This is a genomic window from Comamonas squillarum (assembly GCF_025309455.1).
Taxonomy (GTDB): domain Bacteria; phylum Pseudomonadota; class Gammaproteobacteria; order Burkholderiales; family Burkholderiaceae_C; genus Comamonas; species Comamonas squillarum.
Window position 1 is genome coordinate 2,380,508 of sequence record NZ_CP104377.1, and the last position, 23,735, is coordinate 2,404,242.

General features: G+C 65.0%; 18 protein-coding genes. 7 read left to right on the forward strand and 11 right to left on the reverse strand.

Features of this window, described 5'->3' with window-relative positions:
* Position 1: 1 nt before the first annotated feature.
* From N4T19_RS11085 to N4T19_RS11110, 6 genes are all read right to left on the reverse strand, one after another.
* On the reverse strand, positions 2-1,228 hold the full coding sequence (locus tag N4T19_RS11085) for a CaiB/BaiF CoA transferase family protein (protein WP_116927791.1): 1,227 nt from the start codon (positions 1,226-1,228) through the stop codon (positions 2-4).
* Between the two features lie 69 nt (positions 1,229-1,297).
* Positions 1,298-2,107: an oxepin-CoA hydrolase, alternative type gene (locus N4T19_RS11090; RefSeq protein WP_116927790.1), complete on the reverse strand. Its 810-nt coding sequence runs from the start codon at positions 2,105-2,107 to the stop codon at positions 1,298-1,300.
* Positions 2,107-3,264, reverse strand: coding sequence for an acyl-CoA dehydrogenase family protein (locus tag N4T19_RS11095; RefSeq protein ID WP_116927789.1), 1,158 nt, complete (start codon positions 3,262-3,264; stop codon positions 2,107-2,109). The genes N4T19_RS11090 and N4T19_RS11095 overlap by 1 nt, the downstream gene beginning before the upstream one ends.
* A 156-nt stretch (positions 3,265-3,420) precedes the next feature.
* Positions 3,421-4,617 carry an acyl-CoA dehydrogenase family protein gene (locus N4T19_RS11100; RefSeq protein ID WP_116927788.1) on the reverse strand — a complete coding sequence of 399 codons (1,197 nt, stop codon included), beginning with the start codon at positions 4,615-4,617 and terminating at the stop codon, positions 3,421-3,423.
* Between the two features lie 140 nt (positions 4,618-4,757).
* On the reverse strand, positions 4,758-5,954 hold the full coding sequence (locus tag N4T19_RS11105) for an acetyl-CoA C-acyltransferase (RefSeq protein WP_260720213.1): 1,197 nt from the start codon (positions 5,952-5,954) through the stop codon (positions 4,758-4,760).
* Positions 5,955-6,120: 166 nt separating this feature from the next.
* The gene (locus N4T19_RS11110; RefSeq protein WP_116927786.1) at positions 6,121-8,241 is read right to left on the reverse strand and encodes a 3-hydroxyacyl-CoA dehydrogenase NAD-binding domain-containing protein; all 2,121 of its coding nucleotides are present in this window, start codon (positions 8,239-8,241) and stop codon (positions 6,121-6,123) included.
* Between the two features lie 121 nt (positions 8,242-8,362).
* Here N4T19_RS11110 and N4T19_RS11115 point away from each other — a divergent pair, with 121 nt between their 5' ends.
* The 5 genes from N4T19_RS11115 to N4T19_RS11135 all read left to right on the forward strand — a co-directional run bounded on the left by N4T19_RS11115 (position 8,363) and on the right by N4T19_RS11135 (position 13,690).
* Positions 8,363-9,274 carry a LysR family transcriptional regulator gene (locus N4T19_RS11115; protein WP_116927785.1) on the forward strand — a complete coding sequence of 304 codons (912 nt, stop codon included), beginning with the start codon at positions 8,363-8,365 and terminating at the stop codon, positions 9,272-9,274.
* A 188-nt stretch (positions 9,275-9,462) separates the two neighbouring features.
* Positions 9,463-9,900 (forward strand): tripartite tricarboxylate transporter TctB family protein, encoded by a 438-nt coding sequence (locus N4T19_RS11120; protein WP_116927784.1) that lies wholly within the window; start codon positions 9,463-9,465, stop codon positions 9,898-9,900.
* Between the two features lie 24 nt (positions 9,901-9,924).
* Positions 9,925-11,469 carry a tripartite tricarboxylate transporter permease gene (locus N4T19_RS11125; protein WP_260720214.1) on the forward strand — a complete coding sequence of 515 codons (1,545 nt, stop codon included), beginning with the start codon at positions 9,925-9,927 and terminating at the stop codon, positions 11,467-11,469.
* Between the two features lie 92 nt (positions 11,470-11,561).
* Positions 11,562-12,263: a response regulator transcription factor gene (locus N4T19_RS11130; RefSeq protein ID WP_116927782.1), complete on the forward strand. Its 702-nt coding sequence runs from the start codon at positions 11,562-11,564 to the stop codon at positions 12,261-12,263.
* Positions 12,260-13,690: a sensor histidine kinase gene (locus N4T19_RS11135; RefSeq protein ID WP_116927781.1), complete on the forward strand. Its 1,431-nt coding sequence runs from the start codon at positions 12,260-12,262 to the stop codon at positions 13,688-13,690. Before N4T19_RS11130 ends, N4T19_RS11135 begins: the two co-directional genes overlap by 4 nt.
* Here the strand turns inward: N4T19_RS11135 and N4T19_RS11140 are convergent.
* From N4T19_RS11140 to N4T19_RS11160, 5 genes are all read right to left on the reverse strand, one after another.
* Positions 13,653-14,564 carry a bestrophin family protein gene (locus N4T19_RS11140; protein ID WP_116927780.1) on the reverse strand — a complete coding sequence of 304 codons (912 nt, stop codon included), beginning with the start codon at positions 14,562-14,564 and terminating at the stop codon, positions 13,653-13,655. The genes N4T19_RS11135 and N4T19_RS11140 overlap by 38 nt on opposite strands.
* A 79-nt stretch (positions 14,565-14,643) precedes the next feature.
* Entirely contained in the window at positions 14,644-16,284 is a 1,641-nt protein-coding gene (locus tag N4T19_RS11145) for a GMC family oxidoreductase (protein ID WP_260720215.1), read from the reverse strand.
* On the reverse strand, positions 16,281-16,874 hold the full coding sequence (locus N4T19_RS11150) for a sorbitol dehydrogenase family protein (protein WP_260720216.1): 594 nt from the start codon (positions 16,872-16,874) through the stop codon (positions 16,281-16,283). Before N4T19_RS11150 ends, N4T19_RS11145 begins: the two co-directional genes overlap by 4 nt.
* Before the next feature lie 5 nt (positions 16,875-16,879).
* A complete protein-coding gene (locus N4T19_RS11155; protein ID WP_260720289.1) occupies positions 16,880-18,319 on the reverse strand; it encodes a cytochrome c in 1,440 nt (479 codons plus the stop codon).
* Positions 18,320-18,678: 359 nt separating this feature from the next.
* Positions 18,679-19,986, reverse strand: coding sequence for a replication-associated recombination protein A (locus N4T19_RS11160; protein WP_116927777.1), 1,308 nt, complete (start codon positions 19,984-19,986; stop codon positions 18,679-18,681).
* Between the two features lie 392 nt (positions 19,987-20,378).
* Here N4T19_RS11160 and brnQ point away from each other — a divergent pair, with 392 nt between their 5' ends.
* Together brnQ and mqo are read left to right on the forward strand one after the other, a co-directional pair.
* The gene (gene brnQ / locus N4T19_RS11165; RefSeq protein ID WP_260720217.1) at positions 20,379-21,698 is read left to right on the forward strand and encodes a branched-chain amino acid transport system II carrier protein; all 1,320 of its coding nucleotides are present in this window, start codon (positions 20,379-20,381) and stop codon (positions 21,696-21,698) included.
* Positions 21,699-21,923: 225 nt separating this feature from the next.
* On the forward strand, positions 21,924-23,651 hold the full coding sequence (gene mqo, locus N4T19_RS11170) for a malate dehydrogenase (quinone) (RefSeq protein WP_260720218.1): 1,728 nt from the start codon (positions 21,924-21,926) through the stop codon (positions 23,649-23,651).
* The last annotated feature ends 84 nt before the right edge of the window (positions 23,652-23,735 follow it).

The window sequence follows — 23,735 nt, forward strand, 5'->3', positions numbered from 1 at the left end:
ATCAATCGGGCAAGGTCAGCACGCCTTGCGTCTGGAGTGCTTGCAGTTGCGAATCACTCAAACGCAGCAGATTTTGCAGCACTTCGCGTGTACCTTCACCCAGTGTGGGCGGCGCGCGGCGAATCGGCAGGCGCTCGCCATCCATGCGGATGGGCGGCGCCAGCACGGCGGTGTGGCCGGCCACCGGATGGGGCATGTTCTGCACCAGGCCGGCTTGCTGCACGCGCTCGGAGGTCAGCGCCTCATGCAGGCCCAGCACCTCGCCACATGGCACGCCACAGGCATTGAGCCGCTCGATCAGCAGCGCACGCGGGAAGCTGCGGATCGTCTCGATCATCAGCGGCAGCAAGAGCTTGCGGTCCTTGGCACGCTCCACATTGGTCGCGTACTTGGGGTTGTCGGCCAGGTCGGGGCGCTCGATGACATCGCGGCAGAAGCGCTCGAACTGCGAATTGTTGCCCACCGCAATGATCAGCGGGCCATCGGCCGCCTCGAACATGCCATAGGGCACGATCGAGGGGTGGGCATTGCCAAAACGCTCCGGGTCCTTGCCCATGAACAGCGCATCGAGCCCGTAGTAGCCGGTGATGCTGACGCCGTTGTCAAACAGCGCCATGTCGATCTTGCGGCCCTGGCCGGTGCGCTCGCGGGCAAACAGCGCGGCCAGCACGGCCTGGGCGGCGCTCATGCCGGTCATCAGGTCCACGACGGCCACGCCAAACTTCAGCGGCGGCTGCGAGGCCTCGCCGTTCATCGCCATCAAGCCGGCCTCGCCCTGCACCAAAATGTCGTAGCCCGGGCGGGCCGCCTCCTCGGTGTCGGTGGCATAGCCCGTCACGCTGCAGTAGATGATGTCCTGCTTCAAGGCCTTCAGTGCCTCGTAGCCCAGGCCCAGCTTGTCGGCGCCACCATGCTTGAAGTTGTGGATCACCACATCGAACTGCGGCAGCAGCGCCAGGATCAGCGCCAGGCCTTCGGGCTTTTGCAGGTCCACCGTGATGGACCGCTTGTTGCGGTTCATGCTGTTGTAGTAAGTCGTCTCGGTCTTGCCAATGCGCAAGCCCCAGTCCCGCGTGTCGTCACCCCGCTTGGGGTGCTCGACCTTGATCACCTCGGCCCCCAGATCGCCCAGCACCTGGCCGCACAGCGGGCCGGCAAAAACACGGGACAGGTCCAGGACCTTGACACCCGCCAGCGGCAGGGCCGCGGCGTTCTCTTGCTCACGCATACTTGTCTCCTCGGATCACCAAGGCGGCCGCAACACGGGCCCGCCTGGCGTCACTTTTTTCGATCCATCTCAGCGGCGCAGCGCCAGGTAGTTGGCGGGGCGCTTTTCCAAAAACGCGGCAATGCCCTCGGCCGATTCCGGTGTAGCCTGCGCCTGCACCATCAGCTCGGCCTCCATGTCCAGCTGCGCTTCCAGGCTGTTGTCATAGGCGGCGCGGCACAGCGACTTGATGCTGGCCATGGCTTGCAAGGGGCCATCGGCCAGTTGCGCGGCCAGCGCGATGGCCTGCGCCAGCGCGTCGCCCGGCTCGGCCAGACGGTTGACCAGGCCCAGCTGCTGCATGCGCTCGCCGCTGACCCGGTCGCCCGTCAGGCACAGCTCGGTCAGCAGCTGGCGCGACAGGTGCTCGGCCAAAAAGGCCGTGGCGCCGCCGTCGGGCGACAGCCCCACCTTCACATAGGCCACAGAGAACGCCGCATTGCGCGCAGCGACCAGCATGTCGCAGGCCAAGGCCAGCGACAGGCCGGCACCGGCGGCTGCGCCCTCCACCGCTGCCACTACGGGCTTGGGGCAGTCGCGCAGTGCACGCACCAGGTCATGCAGGCCTTCGAGCAGCTCGCGGCGCTTTTCCACGGGCTGGTCCCGGCGCGTTGCAATGCGGCGCAGGTCACCGCCCGAGCAAAAATGCCCGCCGGCACCGGTGAGCACCATCGCGCCCACGGCCGGGTCGGTCGCAGCCTCCTTGAGCGCTGCGGTCAGGCCCAGGTAGAAGTCGGGCGAGAGCGCATTGCGCGCCGCCTCGTTGTTGTTGGTCAGCACCAGCACGCCGCCTTCGCGGCGCGCCAGCAGCGCGGGGGTGGCGGTGCTGGCGGTCGTCATCAGGCGGCCTTGGCTGCGGCGCGTTCCTGGGCCTGCAACGCCATGTAGCGCGCCAGGTGGTGGTCCATGTCGCCCAGCTGGTGGTCGATCATGATGATGCGCTTGGCGTAGTGCGCCAGCGGCAGCTCCCAGGTCACGCCAATGCCGCCGTGCATCTGGATCGCCTCTTCGGCCATCAAGGTGCCAATCTGGCCCACGCTGTACTTGGCAGCCGACAGCGCTTTCTCGCGCTCAAGGTAGTCGGGGTTGTCAATCGCCGCTGCCGCGTTGATGACGGCCGAGCGCGCCTGCTCGGCTTCGAGCAGCAGATCGGCCATGCGGTGCTGCAGCGCCTGAAAGCTGCCAATGGGCACGCCAAACTGCTTGCGCGTGCGCAGGTATTCCAGCGTGTGGTTCTTGGCCACATCCATCGCGCCCAGCGATTCAGCCGCCAGCGCCAGCAGGCCAAAGCCGCAGATGCGTTCGAGCAGCGCATGGCCTTCACCCAGCGTGCCCAGCAAGGCATCGGCACCGACCTTGACGTTGGCCAGCACCAGCTCGGCGGCATGGCCGCCATCGATGCGGCCATAGCCCCGGCTGCTGATGCCTGCGGCATCGCCCGGCACCAGGAACAGCGAGATGCCGGCCTCATCGCCCACGGCGCCTGCCGTGCGGGCGGAGACCAGCAGCAGCTGCGCCTGGTCGCCAAACAGCACCACCGCCTTGCTGCCGTTGATCACCCAGCCATCGCCCTGGGTTTGGGCAGTGGTGGCCACGCGGCTCAGCTCATAGTGGTTCGCGGGCTCGTCATGCGCCAGCGCGGCAATCGTCTCGCCGCCGATGATGCCTTCGAGCTGCGCCTTTTGCGCCTCGCTGCCGGCCTCGGTCAGCGCGCGGCCCACCAGCAAGGCGCCCAGCAGCGGCTCTGCCACCAGGTGCGTGCCCAGTGCCTCGAACACCACGCTGATATCGACGCCATCGCCGCCAAAGCCGCCATCGGCCTCCTTGAACAGCGCGCCAATCGCGCCCAGTTCGGCCAGCTTGGCATAGGTCTCGGCGCTGAAGCCCTGGTCGCCATAGGCGGCCTTGTTGCGGTACTCGGTGCTGTACTGCTCGCTCAGGTAGCGGCCCAGCGCATCAGCCAGCATGCGGCGGTCTTCATCCAGTTGAAAGTTCATAAAAAATCTCCTTATCTAACCATGGCGCTTGCTGAGATCGCAGCGCCTGGAACCTGCAGGGCACAGCTGCGAGACGCCAGCAAGGGCCGCCCCGCAGCATAGGCGTCGTCCCCCTTCCAGGGGGAAGGCGCGCAGCGCCTCAGGGGGTGGCTTATTTCATAGGCCGAGAATCATCTTGGAGATGATGTTGCGCTGGATCTCGTTCGAGCCGCCGAAGATCGACAGCTTGCGGTAGTTGAAATAGGCCGCAGCAGCGGTGGCCGCTTCCTTGGGGCCCACGGGCGCGTCGGCGTATTCGGCAAACTGCGCCTCTTCGATAAAGGGCAGCGCGTACGGCCCCATCGCACGGCGGATCAGCGACAGCAGCTCCTGGCGCACGACAGTGCCCTTGATCTTGAGCATCGAGCTCTCGGCGCCCGGCACACCGCCGCCCGCGACCGAGGCGATCACGCGCAGGTTGGTGGTGGCCATGTTCAGCAGTTCGATTTCGACCTTGGCCATGCGGGTGGCAAACTGCGGGTCTTCGATCAGCGGCTTGCCGTTGCGCTGCACGCGCTGGGCAATCACCTTGAGCTTTTCCAGCCCGGCCATCGAAAAACCCACGCCGGCAATGCCGGTGCGCTCATAGGTCAGCAGGTACTTGGCATAGGTCCAGCCCTTGTTTTCCTCGCCCACCAGGTTGTCCAGCGGCACCTTCACATCGGTCAGAAAGACTTCGTTGACTTCCTTGTCACCGTCCAGGGTGCGGATGGGGCGCACTTCGACGCCAGGCTGGTTCATGTCGATCAGCACGAAGCTGATGCCCTGCTGCGACTTCACCTCCTTGTTGGTGCGCACCAGGCAGAACATCATGTTGGCGTGCTGGCCCTGGGTGGTCCAGGTCTTTTGGCCGTTGACGATGTAGTGGTCACCCTGGCGCACGGCCGTGGTCTTGAGCGAGGCCAGGTCGGAGCCAGCGCCGGGCTCGGAGTAACCCTGGCACCACCAGTCATCGCCATTCAGAATGCGTGGCAGCCAGTGGCTTTTTTGCGCCTCGTTGCCATACTTGATCAGCACCGGGCCGAGCATGGACAAACCAAAGGGCACCAGGCGCGGGCCACCGGCCAGTGCGCACTCGTCGTCAAAAATGAACTTCTGCACCGGCGACCAGCCCGTGCCACCAAACTCTTGCGGCCAGTGGTAGGCCAGCCAGCCCTTTTTGTTCAGGATGGCATGCCAGTTTTCCTGGTCAAAGCGCGTCAGGCGCTGGCCGGCCTTGACCTTGGCGGCAAGGTCCTGGGGCAGGTTGTCTTTCAGAAACGCACGCACTTCGGCGCGGAACGCTTCTTCTTCGGGACTGAATTGCAAGTCCATGGCTATCTCCTCATTAACGTGGGCGGGCAAGGCCCGCACATCTCAAACTCTGCGCTGCGCGATCTGGGTGACGCCCAGCCAGGGCCGCCCCGTAGCGGCGGCGGCGTCCCCGGGGGAAAGGCGCGCAGCGCCTCAGGGGGTCAGAAAATCTCAAAGAGGCCTGCAGCACCCATGCCGCCGCCCACACACATGGTCACCACGCCCCACTTCACTTTCTCGCCCCGGGCCTTGCGGCGCTGGCCTTCGAGCAGGATGTGGCCGGTCAAACGCGCGCCGGTCATGCCAAAGGGGTGGCCGATGGAGATCGCGCCGCCGTTGACGTTGAGGCGCTCCATCGGGATGCCCAGCTTGCGCTGGCAGTACAGTGCCTGCGAGGCAAAGGCCTCGTTCAGCTCCCAGAGGTCGATGTCCTGCACCGTCAGGCCGTGGCGCGCCAGCAGCTTGGGCACGGCAAACACCGGGCCAATGCCCATCTCGTCGGGCTCGCAACCGGCAATGGCCAGGCCGCGGAAGGCGCCCAGCGGCGCCAGGCCCAGCTTGGCCGCTTCCTTGGCTTCCATCAGCACGCAGGCGGCCGAGCCATCGGACAGCTGCGAGGCATTGCCGGCGGTGACAAAGTTGCCCGCGCCCTTGACGGGTTCGAGCTTGGCCAGACCCGCGAGCGTGGTCGTGGGGCGGTTGCAGTTGTCCATGGTCGCGGTGACGTCCTTGTAGCTGACTTCACCGGTTTCCTTGTTCTTCTCGGCCATGCGCGTGGCGCAGGGCACGATCTCGTTGTCGAAGGTGCCATTGGCCTGGGCCGCTGCGGTGCGCTGCTGGCTCTGCAGCGAGAAGGCGTCCTGGTCTTCGCGGCTGATGCCGTAGCGCTTGGCGACCACATCAGCGGTGTCGATCATCGCCATGAAGAGGTCGGGCTTGTGCTCGACGAGCCAGGGGTCGGCATCCGAGGGGTTGGTGTTGCTCGAGCGGATCAGCGAGATGCTCTCGGCACCGCCGGCCACCATCGCCGGTGCGCCGTCAACGATGATGCGGCCTGCCGCAAAGGCAATCGCCTGCAGGCCCGAGGCGCAAAAGCGGTTGACCACGGTGCCGCCCACGCTGATGGGCAGGCCGGCACGCACCGCCGCCTGGCGGCCGATATTGCGGCCGGTCGTCCCCTCGGGGTAGCCGCAGCCCAGCACCACATCTTCGATCAAGGCCGGGTCGATGCCGGCGCGCTGCACCGCTGCGCTGATGGAAAAGGCGGCCAGCTGCGCACCGGGCGTGACATTGAACTCCCCACGGTGGGATTTGGCCAGCGGCGTACGCGCTGTCGAAACGATGACGGCTTCACGCATGCATGTCTCCTTGGGTCTGAGCGACCGTTGATTGTGATTTTTGCGGCCGCCAGCGCTTGTCACCCAAGCGCTAACAGCTATTTTTTATGTAGCAACCCGGGGTTTGGCTGTGCGAAAGCCCCGGGCTGCACTGCCGGCCCCGAGGGCCGGATGGGCGCGATGGCGCTCAGGCCGCCTTGTTCAGGCTCTCGAAGTTCTCGCCCTTGTCCACCAACTCCACCAAGAGGGGCGACGGCGTCCAGAACAGCGCGTCTTCCTTGGCAAACTCGCGGATGTCGGCGAGGATCTTGTCCAGGCCCACCATGTCGGCCCACTTCATCGGGCCGCCCCGGAAGCGCGGAAAGCCATAGCCGTAGAGGAAGGTCACATCCACATCCAGCGGGCGCAGCGCAATGCCTTCGCGCACCACATTGGCGCCTTCGTTGACCATCGCGGCCATGTAGCGGCGCATGATCTCGGCATTGCTGAAGCTGCGCGGCGTCACGCCAGCGCGCTGGCGCTCGGCATCCACAATGGCCAGCACTTCGGGGTCTTGCTCGCCCACGCGTGCGCCTTGCGGGTACAGGTAGTAGCCGCGCTGGGTCTTCTGGCCAAACCAGCCCTTTTCGGCAATGCGGTCGGCAATCTGCACATAGCGGGCCTGGGGGTTGCGCGTGGCGGCCTTGCGCTTGCGCGTGGCCCAGCCAATGTCGCCACCGGCCAGGTCGGCGACCTGGAAGGGGCCCATGGGGTAGCCAAACTCGCGCACCGCCTCATCGATCTGGTAGGGCGAGGCGCCATCTTCGAGCAGGTAGTTGGCCGCCTCGCGGTACACGGCCAGAATGCGGTTGCCAATAAAGCCATCGCAGACACCGGCGCGCACGGGCACCTTCTTCATGCGGCGGGCCAGCTCGAAAGCGGTGGCCACCACATCGGCGCTCACCTTGGCGGGCACGACGATCTCCAGCAGCTTCATGATGTTGGCGGGGCTGAAGAAGTGCAGACCGATGACATCCTGCGGGCGCGAGATGCTCGCGGCAATCGCATCGATATCCAGGTAGGAGGTGTTGGTGGCAATCACGGCGCCGCTCTTGCAGACCTTGTCCAGCTCGGCAAACACCGCCTTCTTGACGCCCATCTCTTCAAACACCGCCTCGATCACCAGGTCCACCTGGGCGAGCGCGGCGTAGTCGGTGCTGCCGCTGTAGCGCGCCATGATGGCGGCCTTTTTCTCAGCGGTCATGCGGCCCTTGGCGATCAGGCCGTCGTAGACCTTTTCGACATTGGCGCGGCCCCGGGCGATGGATTCCTCATCGCGCTCGACCATCACCACCGGCAGGCCGGCATCGAGTGCCGCCACGGTGATGCCGGCACCCATCGTGCCGCCACCCACCACGCCGATGCTGTTCAGGGCGCGCGGTGCAGCGGCCTTGGCTTCGGGGATCTTGGCGGTTTCACGCTCGGCAAAGAACGCGTGGATCAGGCCGGCACGCTGCGGGCTCTCCAGGCACTGCACAAACAGCTTGCGCTCGTTTTGCATGCCCTGCTCAAACGGCAGATCGAGCGCGCCTTGCACGCATTCGATGATCTTGCCGGGCGAGAACAGGCCCCGACTTTTCTTGGCCGACTCGGCCTTGGCGGCATCGAGCTCGGCCTGCGAGGTGGCCTTGTCGGCCAGCGCCGTCGCTTCGCGGGTGCGGCGCACCGGGGCGTTTTGCGCCAGCAGCGCGTTGGCGTAGGCCAGGCCTGCCGTGCGGGCATCGCTGCCTGCGGGCTCGACCTTGTCGACCAGGCCCATGGTCAGCGCTTCTTCGGCACTGGCGTGGCGGCCCGAGAGCATCAGATCGAGCGCAGCCTTGACGCCAATGAGGCGCGGCGTGCGCTGCGTGCCACCGGCGCCGGGCAGCAGGCCCAGCTGCACTTCGGGCAGGCCCAGCTTGGCGCCGGAGACCGCCAGGCGGTAGTGGCAAGACAGCGCCACTTCCAGGCCGCCGCCCAGGGCCGGGCCATGGATGGCAGCCACGACCAGCTTGTCGCTGTTTTCCAGCTGCACCAGCACATCGGGCAGGCTGGGCGGCATCGCAGGCTTGCCGAACTCACGGATATCGGCACCGGCGATAAAGGCCTTGCCACTGCCCACCAGCAAGATGGCCTGGACCTGCGCATCGCTGCGCGCCTGGGCCACGGCATCGGCCAGGCCCTGGCGCACGGCCTGGCTCAAGGCGTTGACGGGGGGGTTCTGGATGGTGACGACCAATACCTGCCCTTCGCGGGCAATGTCCACCACCGCAGCGTTCTCTGCGCTCATGCATGTCTCCTGGTTGTTCAATCGAAAACGGGTTGCGAACCATTGTCAATGCAACTAGGCTTATTTGACAATCACATAGAGGATTGACAGACTGTCAAAAGAATTTGGACAATCACACCCCATGGACCACAACGCCCTCACCCTGCTGGTGGAAATCATCGACTCCGGCAATCTCAGCCGGGCTGCCGCCAAGCTCAAGATGAGCCGCGCCAATGTCAGCTACCACCTGGGCCAGCTGGAGAAATCGGTGGGCGTGCAGCTGGTGCGCCGCACCACGCGCCGGGTCGAGCCCACCGAGGTGGGCCTGCGCCTGTATGAGCATGGCCGCAGCATCCGCAACGAGCTGGCCGCCGCCGCCGAGACCATCCGCAGCCTGGGCAAGGGCCTGCAAGGCCGGGTCGGGCTGGCGGTGCCCAGCGGCTATGGCCAGCTGGTGATGAGCGACTGGCTGATCGCCTTCAAGCGCCTCTACCCCGACATCGTGCTCGATGTGATCTTTGAGAACCGGGTCGACAACCTGGTGCGCGACGAGGTGGACATTGCAGTGCGCGTGCTGCCCACGCCACCGGACAACCTGGTGGCCCGCCACATGGGCGAGATGAACTATGTGGCCTGCGCCAGCATCGACTATGCCGGCCAGAACATGCTGCCCCAGCAGCCCGAGGACCTGCGCCATGTGCCGCTGATCACCAGCGGTGTAGTCGGCCAGCAGCTGCTGGTGCGCGCCTACCAGGGCGAGCTGCGCAAGGAGATCCGGCTCGAGCCCAGCCTCATCTCCGAGCATTTTCCGTTTCTGCGCCAGGGCATCATGGCCGGCCTGGGCGTGGGCATCGTGCCCGACTATGTGATCCGCGCCGAGGTCGAGCGCGGCGAGGTCGTCACCACCTTGCGCGACTGGCGGCTGAGCATTTTTGGCAACCACATGTACCTGCTGTGGATGCCCAACCGCCACCAGACCAAGGCCGTGCGCACGATGATCAGCTTTTTGCTCGAGCAGTCGCAGCAGGCCGGCAGCTTGGCTGCGTTGGGCTAAGCGTCGGGCCCCGTTTCAGCGGCCCTTCAAGGCTCAGCGCCGAGTCGCCCGCAGCACGCCTGCCAGCGCGACTTGCGCCCTTCAATCAGGTTCCCGTCAGGTAAGCGCCTTTAAGGTGGCGGCGCCTGCGTGTGTGCCCATCCTGGCTCCACTGCGCGCAGGCATGGAACCACACAGGATTGAACCGAATGAAAATGACAAGAGACATCCATGACATCGTCGGCGGCCTGCTGATGTCAGCAGCAGGCCTGTTCTTTGCGCTGTACGGGCGCGAATACAACTTTGGCAGCGCCGATCGCATGGGGCCGGGCTACTTCCCGGTCGTGCTGGGCTGGCTGCTGTTTGGCCTGGGCCTGCTGCTGGCCCTGCCCGCCTTCTGGCGCCAGGGCAGCCCCATCACGCTGCAGTGGGGCAACCTGTTCTGGTCCGTGGCCAGTCTGCTGGCCTTTGCGCTGCTGCTCTATCCGCTGGGCGTGGCGCTGGCCGCGCTGGTGGCCAGCCTGGTCGCACTGCTGGCCACCAAGATGCGCATCCGCACCCGCTTGCTGGTGAGCCTGGCCGTCGCGGCCCTGACCACCGTGATTTTTCCCATTGGCCTGCGCATGACGCTGCCCATCTGGCCCTGAGCCCGGCACTGACGAAGGATCTGTATGGATTTGCTTGGAAACCTCTGGATGGGCCTCAATGTGGTGGCCGATCCCTCGACGCTGTGGTACTGCTTTTTGGGCGTCTTTTTGGGCACCGTCGTCGGCGTGCTGCCCGGCATCGGTGCGCTCGCTGCCATCTCGCTGCTGTTGCCCTTTACCTACCATATGTCGCCCACGGCGGCCATCATCATGCTGGCCGGCGTCTACTATGGCGCGCAGTATGGCGGCTCCACCGCCTCCATCTTGCTGAACCTGCCCGGGTCACCGTCCTCGGCGGTGACCTGTCTGGACGGCTACCCGATGGCGCGCAAGGGCAAGGCCGGGGTGGCGCTCTTTGTCACCACCATTGCCTCGCTGGTCGGCGCGATGTCGGGCCTCATCCTGCTCGTGTTGTTCTCGCCGGCGATCTCCAAGATCGGCCTGCAGTTTGGCCCCACCGAGTTCTTCTCGATGATGCTGCTGGGCCTCGTCGCCGCCTCGTCGATGAGCGCCGGCTCGGCCACCAAGGGCCTGTGCATGGTGGTGTTTGGCCTGCTGCTGGGCATGATCGGTACCGATGTGAACTCGGGCGTGGCGCGCTACTCGTTTGACATTCCCGAGCTGATGGATGGCGTCAACCTGGTGGCGCTGGCGATGGGCCTGTTTGGCGTGGCCGAAGTGATCCGATGCATCAACCTGGCCGATGCCAACCAAAAGCCCGACAAGGTCACCCTGCGCTCGATGGTGCCTGAGCGCGAGGAGTTCCGCGCCACCGTCAAGCCGATGCTGCGCGGCTCGGCGCTGGGCTCGTTCCTGGGGGCGCTGCCGGGCGTGGGCCCGTCGATTGCGTCCTTCATGTCGTATGCGATCGAAAAGCGCGTGGCCAAGGACCCGAGCCGCTTTGGCCATGGCGCCATCGAAGGCATCACTGCGCCCGAGTCGGCCAACAATGCCGCTGCGCAAACCGCGTTTGTGCCTTCGCTGTCCATCGGTATTCCGGGTGACGCGGTGATGGCCGTGATGCTGGGCGCGCTGATCATCCACGGTATCCAGCCCGGCCCGATGTTGATGACCGAGCAGCCCGAGCTGTTCTGGGGGCTGATCGTCAGCTTTGCGATCGGCAATATTTTCCTGGTGATCCTGAACCTGCCCACCATCGGGCTGTGGGTGGCGCTGCTGCGCATTCCGTTTGCCTGGATGTACCCGGCCATCCTGGTCTTTGTCGCGCTGGGCGTCTACAGCGTCAACAACAACCTGTTCGACATCTACATGGTGGCCGTGCTGGGCATCATCGGATATGTGCTGATGGTGCTGCGCTTTGAAGCGGCGCCGCTGCTGCTGGGCTATATCCTGGGACCGATGCTCGAAGAAAACCTGCGCCGTGCGATGCTGCTCTCGCGTGGCGATGCCTCGGTGTTCTTCAATCGCCCGATCAGCGCCTCCTTGCTGGCGCTGACTGGCGCAATCTTGCTGTGGGCCATCTGGTCGGGCGTGCGCAAATCGCGCAAGGAAGCCCGGGCCTTTGCCCAGGCGCAAGACAGCGCTGTGCCCGCTGCAGCATCGTCTTGACCGTTTGCACTCCAGTGTGCGCCTGTTCTGGCCATCCGGCCTGAACAGGCTTTTTTCTGGCTGCGGTGCTTTGCTTTTGCTAGGCTTGGACCATGCGAATTCTTGTGATTGAAGACGACGCGGTGCTGCGCGATGTGGTGGTCAGCAGCCTGCGCGATGCAGGCCACCATGTGGACCAGGCGGCCGACCTGGGCGCGGCCGAGCACTGGTGGCGGGTGCAGCGCTTTGATGCCATCTTGCTCGACCTGAACCTGCCCTGCAGCGCCGTGCGCGGCAGTGCGATGGGCAGCGGCCTGGCGCTGCTGCAGCAGGTGCGCAGGCGCGGCGACAACACCCCCGTGCTGGTGCTCACCGCCCGCAACCAGACCCCCGAGCGCATTGCCGGCCTGGACAGCGGCGCCGACGACTACCTGGGCAAGCCCTTTGAGCTGGCCGAGGTCGAGGCCCGGCTGCGCGCCCTGGTGCGCCGCGCCATTGGCACGCAGGATGTATCGACCGTGGGCCAGCTCAGCCTGGAGCGAAACAACCGCCGCTTTCGCGTGGGTGCGCTGCCGCTGGACCTGCCCGCGCGCGAGTTCGAAGTGCTCTGGGAGCTGATGAGCCCGCCCGGCCGCGCGGTGAGCAAGCGCAGCCTGTCGGACAAGCTCTCGGACTTTGATGAGGCGCTGGGCGACAACGCGCTCGAAGCCTTTATCTCGCGCCTGCGCAAGAAGCTGCAGCACAGCGGCGCGGCCATCCGCACCCTGCGCGGCATTGGCTACCTGATCGAGGCCGACAGCGGCGATGCCCCATGAGCGCCGCGGCCCCCCATCCCGCCGCGCTGCCATCGCTGCGCATGCGCGTGCTGCGCCATGTGCGCTGGCCGCTGGTCTGGACCTGGCTGCTGGGCACCGTGTTCATGATGGGCCTGGCCAACCATTTCACCCAAAGTGCGTTTGACCGCGCGCTGCTCGACGATGCCTATGCGATTGCCTCGCACCTGCGCGCCGATGACGCAGGCGACGTGGCCCTGCAGCTGACCGACAGCGAACTCAAGGCTGCCCTGTTTGACCAAGCCGAGTATGTGTACTACGCGGTCTACCGCGCCGACGGCAGCCAGCTGGCCGGCGAGCCGCTGCCGCTCTTGCCCTGGGACGAGAGCGAGCCGGTGAGCTACCGCGAGACCCTGTACAACGGCCAGCTGGTACGGGCCGTGGCGCTGCGCAGCGCCGTGGGCGAGCAGCAGCTCAGCATCGTGATGATGCACACCACGCGGGTGCGCGACAGCCTGATCCAGCACCTGTTCCTCTATGCCGCGATCCCGCAGCTGAGCTTGCTGGTGCTGCTGCTGTGGTGGCTGCACCACCGCATTGGCCAAGACATGGCGCCGCTCGCGGCGCTACAACGGTCGCTGTCGCGGCGCGATGCCCAGGATCTGGCGCCCATCCCCCCCAGCGCGCCGGCCACCACGCGCGAGATCGAGCAGCTGCGCCAGACCACCAATGCGCTGCTCGCCCGCATTGCCGACAACGTCGAGGCCCAGCGCGAGTTTGCCGGCAATGTGGCCCATGAGGTGCGCACGCCGCTGGCCGGCATCAAGGCGCTGGCCGACTATGGGCTGGGCCATGCTGACCCTGCGGTGCAGCAGCAGCAACTGCAGCGCATCTCCGACAGCGTGGCGCGTGCCAGTCACCTGGTCGATCAGTTATTGCTGCTGGCGCTGAGCGACGAGGCCAGCGCCGTGCAGTTGCTGCCCGTCGCCCCCGCTGACCTGGTGCAGCAGGCGGTGTTGCGCCACTGGGATGCCGCCAGCCGCGCCCGGATCGACCTGGGTGCCGAGGGCCTGGACAGGCCCGAGTCCGAACAGCTGCGCATTGCCGCCGATGCCAACCTGCTCGCAGCCATGCTCGACAACCTGATCCTCAATGCGCTGCGCTATGGCGGCCAGTCGGTCACCGTGGCCTTGCAGGCTGCTGACGATGGCCGCAGCGTCGAGCTGGCCGTCATTGACGACGGCCCGGGCATGAGCGAGGCGCAATGCCAGGCCGCCATGCAGCGCTGGCAGCAAGGGCCCAGCGGCCAGTCGCTCGGCCAAGGCGCAGGCCTGGGCCTGGCGATTGTGGCCAAATTGGCCCATTTGCAGCAGGCACGGTTTCAGCTGGCGCCGCGCTCAGAGGGCGCAGGACTGCGCGCCAGCCTGGTGTTCAGTGCAGTACAAAATCGCGCACCTGGGGAGCTTTAGCCAACGGCGCCTCGCCCAGCATCTCCAGCACCGAGGACTCAATGCCGTAGACCATCGCATCGAGCGCCAGGTCATTGGCTTCCATGCCAAAGGGGTGCTCCAGCTCGGCGCCCAGCGCCTCCAGTGCAAAGAAGGTGTAGGCGACAAAGCAGACGATCACCGGCGTCATCGTGCCGATGGAATCGAGCAAGCCAAAGGGCAGCAAAAAGCAGTAGATGTAGATGCTGCGGTGCAGGATCACCGAATAGGTGAACGGAATGGGCGTGCTGGCAATGCGCTCGCAGCCGCCCAGCGCACTGCCCAGGCGCGCCAGCGCCTGCTCGAACACGGGCACCACTGCCGGCGCAATGCGGCCCTGCTGGCATTGCTCACCCACCCAGCGCTGCACCAGCAGCATGGCCATCGCGCCCGGAAAGCGCGCTTCGCTGATCTGCTGCACCTCGCCCGGTGGCAGGAAGAGCGCCAGATCGGCACGCGCATCGCTGGCGCGCAGCTGGTGCTTGAGCGCATAGGCAAAGGCGCACAGGCGCAGCACCAGCACGCGCGCCTGTGCGCGGTCCTGGGTCAGGCTCAGCGCCTGGGCGGCCAGGTGCCGGCTCTCGACCAGGAGCACCCCCCAGAGCGTGCGCGCCTCCCAAAAGCGCGCATACGAGGTGCTGTTTCTGAAGCCCAGAAAGATCGCCAGGGTCAGGCCGATCAGCGAGAACGGCACAAAGTTGAGCGGCACCTTCCAGCTCAGGATGGAGCCATGCAGCAGCGTGGCCACCACCGCGAGGATGGTGATGAGGATCAGCTGCGGCGTGATCGCCGGCAGGATGGAGCCGCGCCACACAAACAGCATGCGCAGCCAATGCAAGGGAGGACGGACGATCATGGCCGGTATTGTCCTGCTCGGGGCTTATCCGAGGGGAATGGCTGGCCTCAGCGCCGGGCAGCGGCTGAGGCCGGGCTGCTTAGATTTCTTTCAGCAGTTGGTGCGCAATACGCACGCTCAAGGCGGCCCCCGTCAAGGTCGGGTTCATGCACGATGCCGAGGGCATCACGCTGGTACCGGCGATGAACAGGTTGGGATGGTCATGGGTGCGGCAGTCGCGGTCCACGACCGAGTTGCTCGGGTCGTCGCCCATGATGGTGGTGCCCATGATGTGCTGGCGGTCCTGGTGGTTGGTGTCCATCTTCAGGATGTCGGCTTGCAACAGGCCAGCCATGCGCTGCAGGTCCTTCACCGCAAAGTCGCGGCCGGCGTTCCAGTAGTCGTTGACGCTGTAGTAGATCTCGGGCACGGGGATGCCGATCGCGTCCATCTTGGTCTTGCTGGGGACCACGCGGTTTTGCGGCAGCGCCTCGGTCTCGAAGTCCACTGCCACGTTGAGCGAGCGGGCCGACTGGCGGCGAATTTCCTCGTCCAGCTTGCTGCCCAGCACGCCCTTGGCGATCAGGCTGGAGGTAATCTGCGAGGTCGTCACCGTATTGCGGAACTTGGTCTTGTAGCTCGGGATGTCCTTGCGGAAGGCGCCATCGCGGTAGTTCAGGTAGACCAGCAGCTCGGTCGGGCCCTGGCCCGGCCACACGTCCTCGTTCATCATGATGTTCATGCTGATGCCGGTGTGGCCCATCAGGTTGCGGCCCACCTGGTCGGACGAATTGGCAATGCCGTTCGGGTATTTCTCCGAGGTCGACATCAACAGTAGCTTGGGGCTTTCGATGCCATAGGCGGCCAGCACAAAGTGGCGTGCGGTGAGGCGCTGCGATGTGCCATCGGGCTTCTTGTAGTGCACGGCCGTGATCTTGCCGTCGTCACCCGCCTCGATCTTGTAGACCACGGCGTTGTCGAGCAGCTTGGCGCCAGCGCGCTCGGCCACATCGATGTGCATGGAGCCGTCGTACTTGGCGCCGATCGGGCAGACCGGGTTGCAGTTGTTGTTGCCGGCGCAGACCGGGCGGTTGCCGTAGGGGCGGCTGGCGCGGCCATGGGGCTCCAGCACTGGGTGGTAGCCACCGGGCTTGAGCATCTCGTCCATGCGTTGCATGAAGTAGGGCACGTTGAAGCCCTTCATCGGGAAGGGCTTGGAGCGCGGCGGATGCGCCTCGCCGCCGTGGCCGCTCTCGTCCTGGCCGTCGTAGCCTGTCACGCCCAGCTCGGCCTCGGCCTCGCAGTAATAGGGTTCGAGCTCGTCATAGCCAATCGGCCAGTCGCGGCCGCGGCCGTACAGCGTCTGCAGCTTGAAGTCATTGGGGATCATGCGCCACAGCGCCGAGCCAAAGTGCCAGGTGGTGCCGCCCACCACGCGCAGGTACTTGGTGGGGTATTTCACCGGGCCGGTCTGCTGCAGGTAGTCGCCATAGGTGGAGGGGATATGCGGCGGATTGGGGAACGGCGAGCCCGCACCCTGCAGCTTCATATTGGCCAGCGAGAGCTTGATCGGCGCATTGCGGAAGGTCTCGACGATGTCGGCTCGGCGCACGCGCGGTCCCGCTTCCAGAATGATGACGGACTTGCCGGCCTGCGCCAGCTTGGCACCGATGATGCCGCCCATGACCCCGGAGCCGATAACGATCAGGTCGGCGTCGTATTGCGTTTGGTTGCTGCTCATGCTTGTGGGCTCTTTTTGTTGGGGCTGACAGGCACGACGGGCTTTTCGCCCCAGGAATCGGGGCCACTGCCGTAGGTAGGAATATCGAGGATGCCGGCCGTGGGGCGGTACATCAGCGCATTGGCATAGCTGATCAGCACGGCGTCTGCGTCTTCGCCGACAACGCCCAGGTACCAGGCCGAGACGATCTGGGTGGCGGTGGCGCGCAGCGCCGGGTCCAGATCGGGCGCAGCGAGCAGGTCGTCGACATGGCTGATCTTCTGGCTGGCCACATGCTGGTGCAGCGCCTGCGCTGCGGCGGCAAAGGCCGCATCGCTCTTGGTCAGTGCCGCCAGGTAGCGCGTGGCCAGGGCTGCCGACAGCGGGCTGCCGCCGGTGACGAACTCCGACAGGCGCAGGAAATCATCGGCTGCCTCGCTGGCGGCAAAGGCATTGCTGGAGCCCAGCACGGCAAAGCCGCCGGCGGCAAGCGCCACACCGGTGGCAGCCGCAGCGCCCAGCAGGCGGCGGCGCGAGATGCCCGCAGGCATCGCAGGCACCAGGGGCTTGGCGCAGAGCACGGCGGATGGGGGGAAAGAGGACGAGGTCATGCGGGTCAGACTCCAGACGAGGCAGCGGCCTTGCGGCGCTGACGGATCACGATGAAGGCCAGCACCAACACCAGCAGCAGCACAGCGGCCGGCACGATGAGGGCGGGCAGCTGGGCGATCAGCGGCGGCTTGCCTCCGGCGCGTGCGGCAGCCACATCGGCGGCCTGCACCTTGACGGCCGGGTTGCCGTACTGCGTGAGCACATAGTTGCTGACATCGGCGATCTCCTGGTCGCTGAGCCGGTCGGTGAAGGATGCGGCATCGCCAAACGCAGGCATGAAATGGGCACGCCCCTGCACCCTGCGGTCCACGCCGTGCAGGATGGTGGCGATGAGGTTGTCGGCGCGGTCGGCACCGGTCACGCTGTTGTGGAACAGCGAAGGGTATTCGCCATTGGCCGTGCCGCTGGCATTGGCCTGGTGGCAGTGGGCGCAGCTGCCGCTGAACACCTTCCAGCCGGCATCGGCGCCGTCGACCAGCCCGCGCTGCGTGTCTTCGGACTGCAGGCTGGCCTGGCCATAGCGGTAGCGCGGCTGGGTCTCGCCGCCTGCCACCGCCTTGGTTTGCTTGAGGTAGGACGCCATAGCCTGAATATCGCTGTCAGGCAGGTGCTGCAGGCTGTGCTCGATGGCTTCGGCCATCGGGCCGGCGGCCTGGGCCTTGCCGGGCACGCGGCCGGTCTTGAGGTACTGCACCAGCTCGGCCTCGGTCCAGCCGCCGATGCCATTGACCGCGTCCGACGTGATATTGGGCGCGTACCAGGCGCCCAGCGAGCCGCCCCCCAGGTAGCGGCTGCTGTCTTCAGCCATCAGCGCATTGCGCGGTGTGTGGCAGGTGCTGCAGTGGGCCAGCGCATCGACCAGGTAGGCGCCATGGTTCCACTCCGGCGGCTTGCTGGCATCGGGTTTGAAGCGCTGGTCCTTCAGGTAGAGCGCATTCCACACGGCCATCGACAGGCGGATGTTGAAGGGGAAAGGCAGGGCCGTTTGCGGCGCGGCCTGGTCCACCGGCTCGACGCCATGCATGAAGTAGGCGTAGAGCGCCTCGGTGTCTTCGTCGCTGATCTGGGCATAGGCCGTGTACGGCATGGCCGGGTACAGATGGGCCCCGTCCTTGCGCAGCCCTTGGCGCAGCGCGCGGCTGAAGTCTTCGAGACTGTAGCTGCCAATGCCGGCCGTCTTGGACGGGGTGATATTGGTGGCATAGATGCTGCCCAGCGGTGAGGCGATGGGGTAGCCACCGGCAAAACTGGCGCCACCCTTGGGCGCCGTGTGGCAGGCTGCGCAATCCGCAGCTACCGCCAGCTTGCGGCCCTTTTCCACCAGCAGCGCATCGCTAGAGGCCGTGGCCGCTACAGGCGCCGTGGCGGCCGACGCGGCTGCTGGCTGCGCGGGCGCAGCCGTCTGGGCCTGAGCCGCATGCATCCCCGCCCACACAGAAAACACCAAGCCGAAGGCAGTCCTGGACCAGGAGACGCCCGACTTTGACTTGCAAAACCGCATCGTGAGAGACCTTTGTTGTCATACGACTCCCGCGCATGCCCGCCATGCTCGCTAGAGTCTTTTGTCGTATCTACGGCAAATTTTCGACAACTTGTACGACCTCTGCCGAGGTCCCCGGGTGTACCCCGGTGTTTTACTCACACTTCATCCAGCGCAATATGCGTTGCGCGAAGATGTGGTACCGGTTTCATGCGCAACTATCAGCGCGTGCTGCGCACAGGAGGCAAGGCCTTGGCAGCGGGTGCCCTACCACGCCGCTCAAACCGCCAGCAAGCCAATGACTGCGCTGGAAAAACCGGGCCTCAGTCCTGCCCGGCTTCCTCATCCCAGCGCTTGAGCTGCGCCAGCTTCTCGCCAATCTTGAGCTCCAGCCCCCGGGGCACGGGCTGGTACCAGCCGGGCGGGTCTATCCCATCTGGCAGATAGGTTTCTCCCGCTGCATAGGCATTGGGCTCGTCATGGGCGTAGCGGTATTCATGCCCATAGCCCAGCTCCTTCATCAGCTTGGTCGGGGCGTTGCGCAAATGCACCGGCACTTCGCGGCTCTTGTCCTGCTTCACAAAGGCCTTGGCCTGGTTGTAGGCGTTGTAGCCGGCATTGCTCTTGGCGGCCATGGCCAGGTAGATGACGGCCTGGCCCAGCGCCAGCTCGCCTTCGGGGCTGCCCAGGCGCTCATAGGTCAGCGCAGCATCGTTGGCAATCTGCATCGCGCGTGGGTCAGCCAGGCCAATGTCTTCCCAGGCCATGCGCACAATGCGCCGGGACAGGTAGCGCGCATCGGCGCCACCATCGAGCATGCGCGTGAGCCAGTAGAGCGCGGCATCGGGGTGCGAGCCGCGGACCGACTTGTGCAAGGCCGAGATCTGGTCGTAGAAATTGTCGCCGCCCTTGTCAAAACGGCGGCTGTTCAAGGTCAGCGCGTTCTGCAAGAACTCGGCCGTGATCTCCGCAACGCCTGAAGCCTTGGCTGCTGTGCTCGTTTGTTCAAGCAGGTTCAAAAATCTTCTGGCGTCACCATCCGCATACCCCACGAGGGTATCGACGGCCAGGTCGTCAAACGCCAGATCGTCAAGCGCATGTTCTTCCTGGGCCCGCTGGAGCAAGCGCTTCAGCTCCGCCTCTGTCAGCGACTTGAGGACATAGACCTGGGCCCGCGACAGCAGCGCCGAGTTGACCTCAAAGGAGGGGTTCTCGGTGGTAGCACCGATAAAGGTGAACAGCCCTGATTCCACATGCGGCAACAGGGCATCTTGTTGCGACTTATTGAACCGGTGGATTTCGTCTACGAACAAGATGGTGTTTTTGCCCTGCGCAAGATATTGCCTGGCCTGCTCCATGGCCTCGCGGATGTCCTTCACACCCGACAAGACCGCAGACAGGGCGATGAACTCGCACTGGAACGCCGTCGCCGTCAGCCGCGCCAACGTGGTCTTGCCCACGCCGGGTGGGCCCCAGAAGATCATCGAATGCGGTTTGCCGGACTGGAAGGCCAAGCGCAGCGGCTTGCCTTCTCCCAGCAAATGGGACTGACCCACCACCTCGTCCAGGGTCTTGGGGCGCAGCGCTTCGGCCAGCGGCGCGGCCGGTTCCTGGCTGAACAAATCAGCCATGCAGGGCTCCGGAACCACGGCCTGGTGCCTGGCCAGGCGCCAGCCGCTGCGCCTCGGGGCGGGGCAGGTGCTTACTACGTTTGTGCGCTGCCACCCCACTAATCCCTGGGGTACATATGCCTTTGCTGATATGGGTCACGATTTTTCGCAGAAAATAAGGGTTTATACGGATTTGCGCCGCTTCAGATGACAGGGCTCTTATTGGCCCAGCCTATAACACCAGCCCGACATGGACGCCACGCGCTCCAGGCCTTTGCGCCGAGCCCGCAGCCAACGCTTTGCACAGCGCATGTCCCCCATGGGGCGATTTTTCTGATGCGCGTCTGCGCGAATCCATTCGCTGACGGCATCCACTACAAGTGGGCGCTAACCAGCAAGAACCAAGAGCCATTATGAAATCACTGAAAACCAGGGACATTATCGCCCTCGGCTTCATGACCTTTGCCCTGTTCCTGGGCGCGGGCAATATCATTTTCCCGCCGCTGGTTGGCCTGGCCGCTGGCGAGAACCTGGTGGGCGCCACCACCGGCTTCCTGCTGACCGGCGTGGGCCTGCCGCTATTGGGCGTCGTTGCACTCGCGCGCGTCGGTGGCGGCCTGGACCAGCTGACCCATCCGATTGGCCGCATTGCCGGCCTGGTGCTGGCCACCACGATCTATCTGACCATTGGCCCCTTCTTTGCCACGCCACGCACCGCCACGGTCTCTTTCGAGATGGGTATTGCCCCCTTTGTCGGCAATACCTCGATTGCGCTGCTGGTGTTCAGCATTGTCTATTTCTCGCTGGTGCTGCTGCTGTCGCTGTTCCCCGGCAAGCTGATGGACACCCTGGGCAAGCTCATCACCCCGCTGCTGATTGCCGCGTTGCTGGCTTTGGGCGGCATGGCGGTGCTGGCCCCTGTGGGCGGCTACAGCACGGCCAACCCCGACTATGGCACGCAGCTGGCCGCCTTTGCCCAGGGCTTTGTGCAGGGCTACCAGACCATGGACGCCCTCGCCTCGCTGGTGTTCGGCATTGTCATCGTCAACGCGATCAAGGATGCGGGCGTGACCGATGCGCGCCTGCACACCCGCTACGCCATCTATGCCGGGCTGATTGCTGCGGTGTGCCTTAGCCTGGTCTACATCTCACTGTGCTACCTGGGCGCCACCAGTGGCGAGCTGGCACAGAACACCGTGACTGGCGTGCAGATCCTCAGCGCCTTTGTGCAGCACCGCTTTGGCAGCGCCGGCATCTGGCTGATCGCCGCCGTGATCCTGCTGGCATGCCTCACAACCGGCGTAGGCCTGGTGAGCGCCTGCAGCAGCTTTTTCAGCCAGCTCACCGGTTTCTCCTACCGCAGTGTCGCGCTGTCCTTGTGCATCTTCAGTGCCGCCGTGGCCAACCAGGGCCTGGCGCAGCTGATCGAGATCGCCGGCCCGGTGCTGGTCGCCCTCTACCCCCCCGCGATTGCGCTGGTCTCGCTCAGCCTGCTGCAGCGCTGGCAGCAGCCCGCTCGGGTCTACATCCCCGTCATGCTGGTGGCGCTGGTGTTTGGCCTGGTCGACGGCGCCAAGGCGCTGCAATGGACTGCTGCCCTGCCCACCTGGCTGGACCACCTGCCCGGCGCCGCGCTGGGCCTGGGCTGGGTTACGCCAGTGGCCGCCACCGTGGTCTGCGCGGGGCTGGCCGACTGGTTTTTTGCACGCCGCCAAATACCGGTGCGTCCTTGATGGCTGATTAACCACTTCCTGCTTAATGGATATGCAGAGCCACCCTTAATATCGGCCTCGGATATTCATTGACACCCTCATTCAGAACCGCCTACGCCAAGCAGCTCAATACCGTCAGAACAGGCACCCCAGAATCGGAGAGACATTGAGCCTGCTTAAACCATGGTTACTCATGGTCTTTTACGACAACACCGTCAAAATCCAAAAATTTGTGGAGTTTCAGCAATGACGAATCCAACAGAAAATCCCCAAGCGGCCTCCGCTGCCAAAGCGCCCAAGAAGGGCTTCACCCGCCGCAAGTTCGTCGCCTCGGCAGCGGCCGTCGGTGCGGGCGTGGTCGGTTACCAATATTTCTTCGGTAGCCAATACCGCGCAGAAAAAGCAGACCGCCAGGTCGATGTGCTGCTGATTGGCGGCGGCATCATGAGTGCCACCTTGGGCGTTTATCTGCAGGAGCTCGAACCCGGCTGGAGCTATGAATTGTTCGAGCGCCTCGACCAGGTTGCCGAAGAAAGCTCCAATGGCTGGAATAATGCCGGCACCGGCCACTCGGCGCTGTGCGAGCTCAATTACACGCCGATGGATAAAAATGGCAATGTGCAGATTTCCTCTGCCATTAACATTAATGAAAACTTCCAGGTCTCGCGCCAGTTCTGGTCGCACCAGGTGCGCGCTGGAGTACTCGGCAATCCGCGCGAGTTCATCAACTCCACGCCGCACATGAACCTGGTGTTCGGCGAGGAAAACCGCTCCTTCATCCAAAAGCGCCTGAAGGCCTTGGAAGCCTCGCCGCTGTTCACCGGCATGGAGTCGTCCACCGACCCAGCACAGATCAAGGAATGGATCCCGCTGATGATGGAAGGCCGCGACCCGGCCGAAGTGGTGACCGCCACCCGCTCGCCGTTGGGCACCGACGTGAACCTGGGTGAGATCACCCGCCAGTTCTACAAGAACCTGTCGTCCAAGCCCAACTTCAAGCTCAGCACCGGCCAGGAAGTGCGCTCCATCACGCGCAACAGCGATGGCTCCTGGCGCGTGTCGGCCTTCGACATGAAGGACAGCAGCAAGATCCAGACCGTGGATGCGCGCTTTATCTTTATCGGCGCCGGTGGCGCGGCGCTGCCGCTGCTGCAGCTGTCGGGCATTCCCGAGTCCAAGGTCTATGGCGGCTTCCCAGTCGGCGGCGAGTTCCTGGTCACCGAAAAGCCCGAGATCACTGAGCGCCACCTGGCCAAGGTCTATGGCCTGGCCGATACCGGCTCGCCTCCGATGTCGGTGCCCCACCTGGACACCCGCGTGCTGGACGGCAAGCGTGTGCTGCTGTTCGGGCCGTTCGCGACCTGGTCGAGCAAGTTCCTCAAGAACGGCTCCTACTTTGACCTGGCCAAGGCCACGACCTTTGCCAACGTGATTCCGCAGCTGCAGGTCGGCGTCAACGAGTTTGCGCTGGTCAAGTACCTGGCCCAGCAGCTGAGCCTGAACAAGGAGCAGAAGATGGACGCGCTGCGCCATTACATGCCCGAGGCCAAGGATGCTGACTGGCGCCTGTGGGAAGCGGGCCAGCGCGTGCAGATCATCAAGAACGACCCCGAAAAGGGCGGCATTCTCAAGCTCGGCACCGAGGTCGTCGTGGCCCAGGACCGTTCGCTGACCGCGCTGCTGGGCGCGTCGCCCGGGGGCTCGACCTCGCCAGCGATCATGCTGACCCTGCTGGAAAAGGCCTTCCCCGAGAAGGTCAAGAGCGCCGACTGGCAAGAGAAGATCCGCAAGATCGTGCCGAGCTACGGCGTCAAGCTCAACGAAAACCCCGCCATGCTGCAGCAGGAATGGCAGGCCACCGAGCAGGCGCTGAACCTGGCGATTGCCTCGCCCAGCCTGCACGGCGTGGAAGCCGGTGTGCAGCCCCAGGAAGACAAGGGCGCTGTCAAGAAGGTGCCGGACATGGCGCTGTAAGCCCTAGCTAGCTGCAGCCGTCCACGGTGGCTGCACAGCAAAAAAGGTGTTCACCTATGCGTGAGCACCTTTTTTTTATGTCCG